This window comes from Pseudoalteromonas sp. JC3, assembly GCF_030291895.1.
Lineage (GTDB): Bacteria > Pseudomonadota > Gammaproteobacteria > Enterobacterales > Alteromonadaceae > Pseudoalteromonas.
The window spans coordinates 3,331,405-3,344,578 of record NZ_CP127855.1 but is presented as its reverse complement, the minus strand read 5'-3'; the positions used below and the strand labels follow the sequence as shown (position 1 = coordinate 3,344,578).

Sequence of the window (13,174 nt, the reverse complement as noted above, 5' to 3'; positions counted from 1 at the left end):
CTATGTGCGCTGTCGCAAATGGGGGAGAGGAGCCAAGCAGATTGACTCCTCAGGGTTAATTACTCTAGTGGTTCGCTTTGTTTACTGCCATTTAACGAGCCGCCAAGTAACTTGAGTAGCTGCTGTTTGTCCGCATCTGAGCTATTGCTTAGTTGTTGGAAGAACTTACTCATGTTGATGTTTTTTAGCGTTTCCGACGACGCATTTGCACCAGCCAACACCCCTTTTAGGTCGTCCATCAAATTACGCTCACCGTTTAGGTGATCTTTAAATACGGTTTGTACCGTCTTACTTTCGCCGACTAAGCCGTCAATTGACTTGCCCACTGTGATGGCATTCATAAACTGGTTAAAGAACTGGCCGTCGCCGCCCATAAAGTTGATATCAGCACCGCTTAGTGCTTTACCTAATACTTCAGCCTGACTTGCAGAAACTTGTTTGTTTGCCTCGATACTCGCAAGCGTCAGCTCTTTCTGTTGATTTAGCTGTAGTGTAAAGCCTTCGTATTCACGGGCGTCTTTATCCATCTTATTAAGTGCTTCCAGCTTCTCTGTAAGACCTTTGGCTTCTGCTGACATCTTACGCTCAAGGTTGATAGCTTCTGCTTCACCTTGTTTTTCAATTGCTTCAGCCATTGCTGATTGAACCTCAGCTTCTGCTAAACCAATTTCACGTTTGCCTTGTGCCTCGGCTTCACTTTGCTTCTTGGTTGCCTCTGCCATTGCAGCTTGTACTTCGGCTTCGGCGCGGCCAATATCACGTTTGCCTTGTGCTTCGGCTTCTAGTTTTTGCTGTAGCACTTTAGCGTCTGTTTCGCCTTGTATCGCACTTGCAGCAGCTTTAGCCTTGATGATATCGGCTTCTGCAAGACCAGGCGCAGCCGCTTCAACTTGGGCAGCTTCGGCAAGAATCTTCTTCGACTCTGCGGTTTGGTTCGCAATACGTAGTTCTGCTGCGGCCATTTTTTCCATTTCACGGGCTTTAAATTCGGCAGCTTGCTCTTTAGCTTTAGCCGCTTCAATATCTTTAACCAACGCTTCTTCGGCCTCAGCTTGAGCAAGAATAATTTTCGCTTGCTTCTCACGCTCGGCTTCAGCAATACATTGCACGTCTTTGATGCGCTCTTGTTCCTCGGCAACGGTTTTCTCTACGGCAACCCGTTCACGCTGAACATCGGCGATTTCTTTTTGCTCGACTTCCAGTGCTTTGGCTTTTTGGATACGTAAAATTTCGGTTTCGCGTTCGCGTTCGATAATTTCAATTTGGCGAGAACGCGTGACTTTTTCTTCTTCTATGCCGAGTAAGCGAAGGCGATTTTGCTCTGCAACATCGATTTCGCGTTGTTTGTTGTGTTCTGCAATTGCAATTGCTTCGTCTGCTTTGAGGCGTGCTTCTTCGGCTTTTAAGCGCTCTTCATGCTTAACACGTTCAGCTTCAGCGGCTTCACGAGCGCGCACTGATTCGATTTCACGGCGCTGTCTCGCGCTGGCATCTTCTCGTTGACGCTCGACTTCTGCGGCTTTTTCAAAGGCTGCTTGGTTTTGGTTGTCGATTTGCGCTTTTTCATCGCATTTAAGTTGGTTAGTTTCCACGTTTTGGCGCGAGGTTTTTTCGGTAATACGGCGAATACCTTCAGCGTCAAGAATGTTATTTGGATCTAACTTTTCGATAGAGGTTTGTTCAAGATAATCAATCGCCACATCCTCTAACGTATAGCCAGATAAATCTTGTCCAATCACTTCTTTAATAGAATCTCGGAACTCATTACGATGTGTAAATAGCTCCTCAAAATTCATGCGCTTACCAACGGTTTTCAAGGCTTCGGAGAATTTTGCCTCAAATAATGCTTGTAAGGTTTCTGGTGCAGATGCGCGGGCACAGCCAACTTGTTTCGCAACACGTAGGATATCTTCTTTGTTTTCGTTTACGCGAATGTAAAAAGTAATGGCGATGTCAGCACGGATATTATCTTTACAGATCAGGCCGCTGTTTTCACGACGCTCTAATACCATGCGATTAGTTGAAATATCCATGACTTCCATTTTATGGATCACAGGTAGTACGATGCCGCCCGTTGTCGTAACATCAGGTTCGTTTTTCATCTTGTTGATGATCAGTGCCTGACCTTGTTCAACCTTGCGGTAGAACTTTCCAATCAGAAGTAGAATGGCAAAAATAATGACGATGGATATACCCACGATTGTGAGCACTGGTCCGAGGTTGTTTAGAAATTCCATGTTTTTTCCTGCGTTGCGCTATGTTGTTTGAGTTGGTATTAGCTGTATCAACTCGTTCCTAAATTCCGTTATTTTCTGTATTATTACCAAGGTTTAGCCACAATAGTGTAGCTATGTGTAAGGGGGTCGTGTTCGATAAGTAAGGCACTGTCTCCTAGTGTGAAGGTGTTATCTTCATCCGAGCGTACTTCAATGAGTTGATCCGTTCCTTGAATATATACTCGGGCTTGGCCAAAAGTGTTACTGACTCTTGATGTTGCAATGACGCATTCGAGCCCAACCAGCGCTTGCTTCGATGTGGTTTCTTGGCTTTCGAAAAAGCGCCGTAATGGCCGTACAATCACGGCGGTTAGTGGTAGTGCAACAATGAGGCTGACGAGCATAAATGCCGTTCCCATCAGGTAGTAAAAAATGCCATTACCCAGTAGGTAAGCAAAAAATTGTTGTACATAAATACTGACAATCCAGCCCAGCGCGATGATTAGGCTCAGTGAAATACTCACTGGGACGCCACCAAAAGCAACCTCCCAAAAAGAACCAGAACTTGCGCCTTCGGCTTCAATATCAACATCGCCTTCTAAGATATCGATATCAGCAAAACCGAGTAAAGCAATTAACCAGAACAATAGCACTATGAGTAATAGTGTTGAAAAAATAACAGTGGGAAACGTAAATACAGTATTTAAAAATTCCATTGTTGCTCCCTAACTCCTTGCTTTTCCTTTTTAAGTGGTTAAGTAAGCAAGTAAACTGGCCCACTCAACGTCATCAGGCGCTTTTTGGGCCTATCAAAGCGGTAAGTTCCGCATCATAGGATAGTGAGATGAGTGAAAAGAATAGCGTGCGTGTCCGATGGGTTATCGACATCGCAGGAAACAAGTCCGAGAAGCTAGTCAATCAGCTTAAAAACTATCCATGCGTAGTGAGAAAAATCTCACCTTGCGTTTCTAAAGTTGCCACACAAGGACATATTATGTCAAACATTTTTTTGCTGTAAAGATAAGCAGTTTATTCTGTTTATTGTGATAGTGGGAAAGCGTGTTTGTTGGGAGGAAAGTACCAGAGTAAGTGCTAACTTGTGAGTTAGCACCGATAAAAATAATAGACTAAACGTTATCGAACAGGGTTTTTACTTTATCTAGAGTAACGTCGATTTCAGATACTTTGGCAGGCGCAATAAAAATCGTGTCATCGCCAGCAATGGTACCTAATACACCATCTGCGGTGCCTAATGAGTCAAGTAGTCTTGCAATTAATTGTGCAGCACCAGGACTGGTTCGAATAATAATCATCATTTCGTTGTGCATAATATCAACGACTAACTGACGCAAAGGGCTTTTTGCTGTTGGAACGCTCATTTCTGCGGGTAAACAGTAAACCATTTCTTGCTTAGCATTACGTGTACGTACAGCACCAAACTTGCTCAGCATGCGCGATACTTTACTCTGACTGACGTTGTCAAAACCTTGTTGTTTTAGAGCATCAACAATTTCACCTTGAGAGCCAAAGTTTTCTTCTTTTAAAATGGCTTTAAATGCTTTGATCAGTGCTTCTTGTTTTTCTTGCGGCTGCATAGTCTGTCTTCTTTTACGGCTAATCTTTAAATTCTACACAAAACCACCGAGATTCCCAAATTTGCGCGACCAAAATGGCAGTCGTAAAGCATAAGTGGACAAAGTGTCGCGATCTTTACACTTTTATTTAAGACATTAGTCAAAAAATCTCGAAAATAACCGTGATTAATTTGTGTTTAACAGCGCTTTTCATTATCTTTACTGCACACTCAATTCCACCTTCAAATTATGGAGAATTCAAATGAAAGTTGCTGTATTAGGTGCCGCTGGCGGTATCGGTCAAGCTCTATCTTTATTGCTTAAAAATGGTCTTCCAGCTGGCTCGGAGTTAGCGCTTTATGACGTTGCACCTGTTGTACCTGGTGTTGCAGTTGACTTATCTCACATCCCAACTGCGGTAAAAGTAGCGGGTTATGGTAAAGACGACCTAGACCCAGCTCTTGCAGGTGCTGACGTAGTGCTTATCCCTGCTGGTATGCCTCGTAAGCCTGGTATGGACCGTGCTGACCTTTTCAACGTTAACGCAGGTATCATCAAGACACTTGCTGAAGGTATCGTTAGAAGCTGCCCTAAAGCACTTGTTGGTATCATCACAAACCCAGTAAATGGCACGGTACCAATCGTTGCTGAAGTGTTCAAAAAAGCAGGTACTTATGATCCAGCTCGCGTATTCGGTGTAACAACCCTTGACGTTATCCGCGCTGAAACCTTCATCGCAGAGCTTAAAGGTCTAGACGTTGCTGAAGTTAAGATCCCAGTAATTGGTGGTCACTCAGGTACTACAATTCTACCTCTACTTTCTCAAGTTGAAGGTGTTGAGTTCACTGACGAAGAAGTTGCTGCACTAACGACTCGTATCCAAAACGCGGGTACTGAAGTGGTTGAAGCTAAAGCGGGTGGCGGTTCAGCTACACTTTCAATGGGTGCAGCAGCAGCACGTTTCTGCTTCTCACTAGTGAAAGGTCTACAAGGTGAAGAAGTACTTGAGTACGCATACGTTGAAGGTAACACAGGCGATGCAACATTCTTTGCACAGCCAGTTATCCTTGGTAAAAACGGTGTAGAGAAGTTACTTCCTTACGGTGAGCTAAGCGCGTTTGAGCAAAAAGCAAAAGACGACATGCTAGCGACACTTGAAAAAGACATCAAAGAAGGTGTTGATTTCATGGCGTAAGCCAGATTGATATAAAAAAACCAGTCGCCTCACAGTGACTGGTTTTTTTATGTGTGATTATTCTTAGTGAAGAATACGTGCTCTGATAGTTCCTTCAACTGCACTTAACTCTTTCAACGCCACTTCAGAGTGGTCGCTATCGACGTCGATAACCACGTAACCAATAGATTCATCCGTTTGTAGGTATTGCGCCGCAATATTGATACCGTGCTGAGCGAACGCTTGGTTGATTTGCGTTAGTACACCTGGGCGGTTTACGTGTACGTGTAATAAACGGCTTCGGTTTGATAATTCTGGTAGAGAAACCTCGGGGAAGTTGACTGCCGTGACTGTTGAACCATTATCTGAATACTTCGCCAACTTACCCGCGACTTCTACACCGATGTTTTCTTGTGCTTCTTGGGTAGAACCACCAACGTGTGGGGTTAGCAGTACATTGTCAAACTCGCGTAGTGGTGAGACGAATTCTTCATGATTAGATTTTGGCTCAACGGGGAATACATCAATAGCAGCGCCGGAAAGTTTCTTTGCCGCTAATGCTTCAGCTAAGGCGTCGATATCAACAACCGTTCCGCGTGATGCATTAATTAGGATTGCGCCTTGCTTCATCACTTCAATTTCGGCCATGCCGATAAGGTTTTTGGTCTGCGACGTTTCTGGTACATGCAAACTGACCACATCCGCTCTTTGTAGCAGTTGCGTAAGCGTGTGTAACTGGGTTGCGTTACCAAGCGTGAGCTTATCTTCGATGTCATAAAACTCGACGTTCATCCCGATATTCTCAGCCATAATGCCAAGCTGGGTGCCAATGTGACCATAACCGATAATACCCAGCGTTTTACCACGGGCTTCGTATGAACCGTCGGCAGATTTATCCCATTCACCGCGATGTGCCTTTGCGTTACGTTCAGGAACACGGCGCAGTAACAAGAGAATTTCACCTAATACGAGTTCAGCCACAGAGCGGGTGTTAGAAAATGGCGCGTTGAATACGGCGATACCGCGTTTTTTAGCGGCATCCAAATCCACTTGGTTGGTGCCGATGCAGAAACAGCCAACAGCGACCAGCTTTTCAGCCTGTTCTAATACTGCTTCCGTAAGGTGGGTACGTGAGCGGATCCCGACAAAGTGAGCATCTTTGATCCGCTCGATCAGCTCAGGCTCCGGTAAGGATGTTTTAACGTAGTCTATGTTGCTATAACCATTGCGCTTTAGTGTCTCAACGGCGCTTTGGTGCACACCTTCTAACAACAAAATTCGAATTTTATCCTTTGATAACGAAACCTTGCTCATCTGTAATCTCACTAGTTGATTTTAGGCCCTTCTGGAGTGCCTGTTATTACAACGTCAGCGCCACGCGCGGCAAATAAGCCATTAGTCACGACGCCAACAATCTGGTTAATTTTTTCTTCAAGCGCTTTTGCTGCGCTAATTTCTAGGCCATGCACATCAAGAATGACATTGCCGTTATCAGTGATAACGCCTTGGCGGTAAACCGGATCGCCACCTAATTTTAGTAACTCTCTTGCCACGTAACTACGCGCCATTGGGATCACTTCAACAGGTAGTGGAAATGCGCCTAGCGTCTCAACATGCTTTGTATTATCAACGATACAAACAAATTTCTTGGCAACGGCTGCAACGATTTTCTCGCGCGTCAGTGCTGCGCCACCGCCTTTTATCATTTCATTGGTGCTGTTGATTTCATCTGCGCCATCAACATATACCGCAAGCTCTGACACATCGTTTAGCTCGAAAACTTCAATACCAAGTGCTTTTAGCTTCTCTGTTGAAGCTTCAGAGCTTGATACTGCCCCTTTGATTTGATCCTTGATACTGCCAAGCGCATCAATAAAGTGGTTTACCGTTGAGCCTGTACCAACCCCAACAATGGTGTTTTCTTCTACATAGTTCAAAGCTGCCCATGCCGCGGCTTTTTTCATTTCATCTTGAGTCATAACGCTACACTTAGTTGTCATTGAAGTTGTATGGAGTATAACTCAATCAAAGTGTCAGCGTCATGGTCAAAAGCGCCTCAAAATGCGCTTAACTATTTGCCTGCTCAATTATTTTTTGGCCAAGTGTATAGTTGGGTTGGAGTGAGGATAGTTGGGAGCGGTACATCCCAAGCTGCTGTTGGTAAGCTCGGAACTTGCTGGCAATCATGAGCAAGGCCAACAAGTGCTGGTTTAGCTCGCTGCTCAGCGTAGTGTAACGCTAAAGTTCTATCGTAGTACCCACCGCCCATACCGAGGCGATTACCTTGCTCATCAAAAGCAACCAGAGGCATCAAAAGTAAATCCAGTGATGCAAGCGGTGCCACAGCTGAACAATCTAACTTAGGTTCCAAGATAGCATAGCGATTTGCCTTCATGGGTGAGTTTTTTTCATACTTCTGGAAGAGTAAATTTGCAGGGTTGAAGGGATGGATTACGGGTAAGAAAACCTGGTGATTTTTATCCCAAAGCGATTGAATTAAAAGGGATGTATCTAGTTCGCCATCGTTTTGAATATAGACCCCTATATTGGCATTTTTTGGGAGGTTTATTTGTTGAAAAAAATTAATGTTGAGATGTGCCGCGGCTGTCTTCTGTTGCTCTGCTGATAGCGAGTTTCTTGCGTTTCTAATCATTTTTCTCAAATCAGCACGAGTAACTTGAGATTTATTTATGTTGTTATTAGTTTTATTCATTCTAACGCGAGCCACTCAGGGAAAAACAAACTTACACCAAGCAGAATAAATAAAATAATTAATACAGCGAGCAGATAATATAGCCAAGTTTTAGATTTAGCCGGAGGGCTAGGCTCAAAGTCCAGCTCATCGAATAGCTCCTTCGTCTCCCACTCTTCGTCAGTTGTATCTTCAATTTCAGTATGAGCGGTTGGTGCTACGCGTTGCTCAAGTTCTTCTAATCGCTCTTCGATACGTATTAGACTGCTTGTGATGTAATCCAGCGCTTCAAATACGCGCTCTTGATCCGCGTTAGTTGGGGTAGCGGCTGTTTGGCTTTGTAGCTTGGCGTTGATCCCCGCGCTTGCAAGTAATTTTACCTGTTTTAGCGCTTTGGCTTTATCTGCAGGAGCAAACAAGTTCTTGCCAGCGTAAAATTGCTGGATCTTTGAGGGTGAGGTTTTCAACCTGTCTGCCATCGCGATAGCGGCGCTTTGTTGATCCTTACCGTCGGCCATGCCAACGAAGACGACTTTAAACTGCTCGTTCATGGTGCGTGCCTAAGTTGTAGAGAGATAGTATTGAGTATATCTAGATTATAGGTAACTGTAGAAGGATAAAAGGAAATTTTTACAACCCGGTGAGCATTAAGATAAGTGACCGCTTGCGCGGCCACAATGGGTTGGGAATTTAGTAAAGCGCTGACTGATCTGCTTTGGGTGTTGTTTTTAAGATAAAGTCGCGGAGATCTTCGTTCGATTTTTGTAAATCTTCATGACGCAGGTACATCATGTGCCCGGAGCGGTAACCTTTAAAGCTTAAGCGATCACGCATTTTTCCGCTCGGATCGAGTTGCCACATATTGTACTTGGCATCAAAGTAATTCGTTGCGCCATCGTAGTAGCCAGACTGGATCATCACGTTTAGGTAAGGGTTTTGTGCCATCGCTAATCGTAATTGTTCACCGACATTATTATCGCTGCTATCCCAAGGGTGAACTGAACCAAACATATTATATTTTACATCGGTTTTATAGTTGAGTTCTGTAGCGAAGTAATGATTAATCGCTGGCGTAAATGAGTGCAACCAAGAGGTCAGCTCAGGCCAATAATCAGGGCGAGAACCTGCATCTCTTTTATCAATACCAAGATAGCGTGAGTCCAACCGACCTAGGGTATAGCCACGCTCACGCAATAGCTCTTTCCAAAATGCGGCAGTAGGAATATCTAGGTTGTTTTGAGCTACAAAGCGCTCGCTTAAGCCACTATATTTAGCAACGGCCTGTGTCACACTTTGCTTTTCTTGGGCACTGATAAATGCGCCTTTGGCGAGTGCGGGAAGATACTGATCAACCGTATATTGTTCAACCTCTGCAAGTACTTCGAGTAAATCTTTATTTTGCAATTCAGAAGACAGCGCTTTGTGGTACCAAGCGGCGGCAGCGTAATACGGTAAACGGTTTGCCACTTCAACCGGACCTTCTCGTTTAATGCCGATTTCTGTAGGAGATACCAACACCACGCCATTGAGATAAAGCCACTGATTGTTTTGCATCGCGTGCGCAAGACCTGACACTCGAGTCGTGCCGTAGCTCTCACCAATCAGGTACTTAGGAGAAAGCATACGCTCATTGCGATGAATAAATGTATTGAGCCATTCGGCTAAGTACTTCACGTCCGCGTTGACGCCAAAAAACATCTTTGTTTGTTCGGCTTTACTCGGATATTTACCTTCAGCATTTTTGAGTACGCGAGAATAACCTGTGTTGACTGGGTTTACATAAACAATATCGGCAACATCTAGCACTGAATATGGGTTGTCTTTCAAGCCGTAAGGTTGCAGTGGATATCCTTCGTCATCAATTTTTAATACTCTTGGGCCAGTATAGGCAATGTGCATCCACACGGAAGCCGAGCCCGGACCACCGTTAAATGAGATCAGCAGCGGACGTTTGCTCATATCTTTGATTTTTGTGCGCTTGTAGTAGGTGTAATGCAACGTTGCAACTGCGTCGCCGTTTTCATTCCACACCGGCTGCGTGCCTGTTGTCGCGGTGTAGTTAATACGTTCACCTTTTATTTCGGCTCTATGCTCAGTTGTTATTTTATGATCTATCTCAATTGCGCGGTTGTGCTCCTCAGCTATGCTTGGTGCTGAGAGTAGGGCACAACTCATGAGCAATAGTGGTAGTAGTTTTTTCATTGCTTCCTCGGTATTGCATTAGGTATGTCTGCATTAAAGAAGTATTTCATCTGAAATTCAAAGCCGTTGAGACAAACTCAACAAAAAAAACGGCAGGTTTGAAAAATAGGCTGTTGTAACCTCGTTTATCGAAAAGTAACGAATTTGAGCCGATTTGGTTTTTTTTAGTGCAAGATTCGCGTATATTTAATACTTAATTATGTAGTAATAAAGTATTTAGCCTCGTTAAATTCTTGTTTCACTGCGCTTCTCGTTGTACTTAAGAGATCTCAATCCATGCAAAGAATTTTAATTGTTGAAGACAGTAAAGTCGTACAACAGGTATTGCGACACCTTGCTGCTCAGCATCTAGATGTCGAAATCGATTTTGCTTGGTCCCTCAAGGAAAGTAAGGACTTCTTAGCACAGCACCAATATACATTGGCGCTGGTAGATTTAACGCTGCCCGATGCGATGGACGCAGAGGTCGTGCAGCTCACGCTTAGCCACAAAATACCCACCGTGGTGTTGACCTCAAAAATAGATGAATATAGCCGCCAGCAAATGCTTGAAATGGGTGTGGTGGATTATGTGATTAAAGATAACCGCGATTCATACCTATACGCGGTCAAGTTAGCATCTAGACTATTGAGAAACCAAGGTTGCAAGGCGCTGATCGCCGATGATTCTGTGATCAGTCGCGCGGTAATGAAGCAGATGCTTGAAAAGCAATTATTTACAGTGCTTGAGGCGCAAGATGGCGAACAGGCATTGGAGATGTTGCTATCTGACCATGAAATTAAGCTACTGCTGACGGACTTTGCGATGCCGACGATGGATGGCTTTGAGTTGGTAAAATCCGTTCGTAATAGTCGTGGACGAGATGAGTTGGCGATTATTGGTCTGTCTGGCGCAGGAAGTCATGGTTTGTCAGCAAAGTTTATCAAATACGGCGCCAATGACTTTTTGGCAAAACCTTTTATGAGTGAAGAGTTTCATTGTCGTATCATGCAGACGATGGAACAGCTCAATTTGATCGCAGAAATCAAAGAATATGCGCATCGAGACTATTTAACAGGGCTTTATAACCGCCGCTATTTTTGTCAGCAAGCAGAGCGTTTAATCAAGAACAAACCGAGCCAGCATATATTGGCATTGTTAGACCTCGATCACTTTAAGTCTATTAATGATCAATATGGCCATGAAAGCGGTGATGATGTACTTAAACAAGTTGCTGATTTACTGCGTAGTGCATTTGGTCACTACATTGTCGCACGTATCGGTGGGGAAGAGTTTGCTTTGCTTATTCCAAGCTCAGATATGAAGATGGCAAAGCACATGCTAGAAGACTTTAGAGAGCGCCTTGCACAGCAAGCATTCAAAATTCCTGAGGGTAAGCATTATTGCACCATCAGTATTGGCCTCGCGGCTTGCCAATCAAAGAGTTTAAGCGAAGTAATGCGCAAGGCAGATAAGGCGCTCTACAAAGCGAAGGACAAACAACGAAATTGCGTTATCGCGCATTAGCTTTTCGTTATTTGGGTGTTTATGCACCAATTCAGTTCAGACTTAATATCAATGCACCTAGATGGTGCATTTTTTATGCGTGAAATTCCACCTCTCACTTTAATTCATTGTTAATTAAGGAATAAAAAATTTGGCATAAAGGTTGGATTACTGCATACAACAGGATCAACTGTCCTAAGGGGACTCAGCATGAAAATGATAAGTGCAATAATAAAACCATTTAAGCTTGATGAGGTACGTGAAGCGTTAGCCGATCTAGGGATTGAAGGTATGACGGTTGTTGACGTTAAAGGGTTTGGACGTCAGCGCGGTCATACCGAACTGTATCGCGGTGCAGAATATCAAGTCGATTTCATTCCAAAAATAAAAATAGAAATTGCGACATTAAGCGAAAACACCGAGCGCGTTGTGGAAACGGTTACAAAGGCTGCGTTCACTGGAAAAATTGGTGACGGAAAAATCTTTGTTTACGACTTAGACCAAGTTGTTCGGATCCGTACCGGCGAACTTGATGAAGAAGCCATTTAAGGGGAGCCGAACAATGGAAAATACAATAATAGAACTAAAATTTTCATTAAATACCTTTTACTTTTTGATCTCTGGTGTCTTAGTTATGTGGATGGCTGCCGGATTCGCTATGCTTGAAGCGGGATTAGTACGCTCAAAAAATACCACTGAAATCCTTACCAAGAACGTCGCACTGTACGCCATTGCTTGTACTATGTATCTGCTTATTGGTTACAACATCATGTATGTCGATAATGCCGAAGGTGGGGTTTTACCAAGTCTCGGTGCGCTCATTGGCAGTGCAGCTGATGATGCCGACCATGCACTGCAATCCGACTTTTTCTTCCAAGTGGTATTTGTTGCAACGGCTATGTCAATTGTCTCTGGCGCTGTTGCCGAGCGTATGAAATTGTGGGCGTTTTTAGCATTTTGTGTGGTGTTAACTGGTTTTATCTACCCGTTAGAAGGCTATTGGACGTGGGGCGGTGGTTTCTTATCTGAGCTTGGCTTTGTTGACTTTGCCGGTTCAGCCATTGTGCATGGTGCCGGTGCTGCTGCGGCACTAGCGGGTGTTCTGTTACTTGGTGCGCGCAAAGGAAAATATGGCAAAAATGGTGAGATTTACCCAATTCCTGGTTCCAACATGCCACTGGCTACACTAGGCACCTTTATTTTGTGGATGGGATGGTTTGGCTTTAACGGTGGCTCTCAACTGTTCCTTGCCGACAAAGAAAATGCCATCGCGGTCAGCCAAATCATGCTAAATACCAATGCGGCGGCGGCGGCAGGTGCGGTTGCTGCACTGTTGGTGTGTAAATTAATGTGGGGCAAGGCGGATTTAACTATGGTACTTAATGGTGCACTAGCAGGTTTAGTGACCATCACCGCTGAGCCTGCCTCTCCAACACCTGTATTAGCGCTTATTCTCGGTGCCATAGGCGGTGCATTGGTGGTGTTTAGTATCGTTGCACTAGATAAGGCAAAAATTGATGATCCTGTCGGTGCTATCTCTGTTCACGGTATATGTGGTGCGCTAGGTGTGATGATGGTGCCATTTTCAAACTCAGACGCTACTTTCCAAGGTCAGGCTGTGGGACTTATCACTATTTTAGGTTTTGTTTTCATTGCTTCTTATATTGTTTGGAGTGTATTGAAAGCGAGCATGGGGATCCGCGTTGGCGAAGAAGAAGAACTAAGCGGTATGGATCAACATGATTGCGGCGTAGATGCCTATCCCGAGTTCGTGACAGTTCGCGGACAATAATACCAATTTGGCTCTCAGTCAATATTGTAAAGTTCTCGT

At 44.2% G+C, this 13,174-nt stretch carries 12 protein-coding genes; 4 read left to right on the top strand and 8 right to left on the bottom strand.

Features of this window, described 5'->3' with window-relative positions; translation table 11 throughout:
• Positions 1–59: 59 nt before the first annotated feature.
• The 3 genes from QSH61_RS14480 to argR form a co-directional block, all read right to left on the bottom strand.
• Entirely contained in the window at positions 60–2,237 is a 2,178-nt protein-coding gene (locus QSH61_RS14480) for an SPFH domain-containing protein (RefSeq protein ID WP_206472224.1), read from the bottom strand.
• Positions 2,238–2,320: 83 nt separating this feature from the next.
• Positions 2,321–2,932, bottom strand: a complete 612-nt coding sequence (locus QSH61_RS14475; protein ID WP_206472225.1) for an OB-fold-containig protein — start codon at positions 2,930–2,932, stop codon at positions 2,321–2,323.
• Between the two features lie 411 nt (positions 2,933–3,343).
• A complete protein-coding gene (gene argR / locus QSH61_RS14470; RefSeq protein WP_010372285.1) occupies positions 3,344–3,811 on the bottom strand; it encodes a transcriptional regulator ArgR in 468 nt (155 codons plus the stop codon).
• Between the two features lie 241 nt (positions 3,812–4,052).
• Between argR and mdh the strand changes: the two genes are divergently transcribed.
• The gene (gene mdh, locus QSH61_RS14465) at positions 4,053–4,985 is read left to right on the top strand and encodes a malate dehydrogenase (RefSeq protein ID WP_010372282.1); all 933 of its coding nucleotides are present in this window, start codon (positions 4,053–4,055) and stop codon (positions 4,983–4,985) included.
• A 63-nt stretch (positions 4,986–5,048) separates the two neighbouring features.
• Here mdh and serA read toward each other — a convergent pair whose 3' ends face one another.
• The 5 genes from serA to QSH61_RS14440 form a co-directional block, all read right to left on the bottom strand.
• A complete protein-coding gene (gene serA, locus QSH61_RS14460) occupies positions 5,049–6,278 on the bottom strand; it encodes a phosphoglycerate dehydrogenase (RefSeq protein ID WP_039493776.1) in 1,230 nt (409 codons plus the stop codon).
• 11 nt (positions 6,279–6,289) lie between these two features.
• Positions 6,290–6,943: a ribose-5-phosphate isomerase RpiA gene (rpiA, locus tag QSH61_RS14455; protein WP_010372275.1), complete on the bottom strand. Its 654-nt coding sequence runs from the start codon at positions 6,941–6,943 to the stop codon at positions 6,290–6,292.
• A gap of 104 nt (positions 6,944–7,047) precedes the next feature.
• On the bottom strand, positions 7,048–7,677 hold the full coding sequence (locus QSH61_RS14450) for a 5-formyltetrahydrofolate cyclo-ligase (protein ID WP_010606078.1): 630 nt from the start codon (positions 7,675–7,677) through the stop codon (positions 7,048–7,050).
• On the bottom strand, positions 7,674–8,207 hold the full coding sequence (locus QSH61_RS14445) for a hypothetical protein (protein WP_010606079.1): 534 nt from the start codon (positions 8,205–8,207) through the stop codon (positions 7,674–7,676). The genes QSH61_RS14450 and QSH61_RS14445 overlap by 4 nt, the downstream gene beginning before the upstream one ends.
• A gap of 139 nt (positions 8,208–8,346) precedes the next feature.
• Entirely contained in the window at positions 8,347–9,858 is a 1,512-nt protein-coding gene (locus QSH61_RS14440) for a S10 family peptidase (protein WP_206472227.1), read from the bottom strand.
• A 276-nt stretch (positions 9,859–10,134) separates the two neighbouring features.
• Here QSH61_RS14440 and QSH61_RS14435 point away from each other — a divergent pair, with 276 nt between their 5' ends.
• The 3 genes from QSH61_RS14435 to QSH61_RS14425 all read left to right on the top strand — a co-directional run bounded on the left by QSH61_RS14435 (position 10,135) and on the right by QSH61_RS14425 (position 13,135).
• On the top strand, positions 10,135–11,364 hold the full coding sequence (locus QSH61_RS14435) for a GGDEF domain-containing response regulator (protein ID WP_010372263.1): 1,230 nt from the start codon (positions 10,135–10,137) through the stop codon (positions 11,362–11,364).
• 189 nt (positions 11,365–11,553) lie between these two features.
• Positions 11,554–11,892 (top strand): P-II family nitrogen regulator, encoded by a 339-nt coding sequence (locus tag QSH61_RS14430; RefSeq protein WP_206472229.1) that lies wholly within the window; start codon positions 11,554–11,556, stop codon positions 11,890–11,892.
• Between the two features lie 13 nt (positions 11,893–11,905).
• Positions 11,906–13,135 carry an ammonium transporter AmtB gene (locus QSH61_RS14425; protein WP_010606081.1) on the top strand — a complete coding sequence of 410 codons (1,230 nt, stop codon included), beginning with the start codon at positions 11,906–11,908 and terminating at the stop codon, positions 13,133–13,135.
• The last annotated feature ends 39 nt before the right edge of the window (positions 13,136–13,174 follow it).

What these genes read in the sequence shown, in the direction of transcription:
- argR (WP_010372285.1), bottom strand. Translation starts at nt 3,811, where the DNA reads ATGCAGCCGCAAGAAAAACAAGAAGCACTGATCAAAGCATTTAAAGCC.
- QSH61_RS14480 (WP_206472224.1), bottom strand. Translation starts at nt 2,237, where the DNA reads ATGGAATTTCTAAACAACCTCGGACCAGTGCTCACAATCGTGGGTATA.
- QSH61_RS14425 (WP_010606081.1), top strand. Translation starts at nt 11,906, where the DNA reads ATGGAAAATACAATAATAGAACTAAAATTTTCATTAAATACCTTTTAC.
- QSH61_RS14475 (WP_206472225.1), bottom strand. Translation starts at nt 2,932, where the DNA reads ATGGAATTTTTAAATACTGTATTTACGTTTCCCACTGTTATTTTTTCA.
- rpiA (WP_010372275.1), bottom strand. Translation starts at nt 6,943, where the DNA reads ATGACTCAAGATGAAATGAAAAAAGCCGCGGCATGGGCAGCTTTGAAC.
- serA (WP_039493776.1), bottom strand. Translation starts at nt 6,278, where the DNA reads ATGAGCAAGGTTTCGTTATCAAAGGATAAAATTCGAATTTTGTTGTTA.
- QSH61_RS14430 (WP_206472229.1), top strand. Translation starts at nt 11,554, where the DNA reads ATGAAAATGATAAGTGCAATAATAAAACCATTTAAGCTTGATGAGGTA.
- QSH61_RS14435 (WP_010372263.1), top strand. Translation starts at nt 10,135, where the DNA reads ATGCAAAGAATTTTAATTGTTGAAGACAGTAAAGTCGTACAACAGGTA.
- QSH61_RS14440 (WP_206472227.1), bottom strand. Translation starts at nt 9,858, where the DNA reads ATGAAAAAACTACTACCACTATTGCTCATGAGTTGTGCCCTACTCTCA.
- QSH61_RS14450 (WP_010606078.1), bottom strand. Translation starts at nt 7,677, where the DNA reads ATGAATAAAACTAATAACAACATAAATAAATCTCAAGTTACTCGTGCT.
- QSH61_RS14445 (WP_010606079.1), bottom strand. Translation starts at nt 8,207, where the DNA reads ATGAACGAGCAGTTTAAAGTCGTCTTCGTTGGCATGGCCGACGGTAAG.
- mdh (WP_010372282.1), top strand. Translation starts at nt 4,053, where the DNA reads ATGAAAGTTGCTGTATTAGGTGCCGCTGGCGGTATCGGTCAAGCTCTA.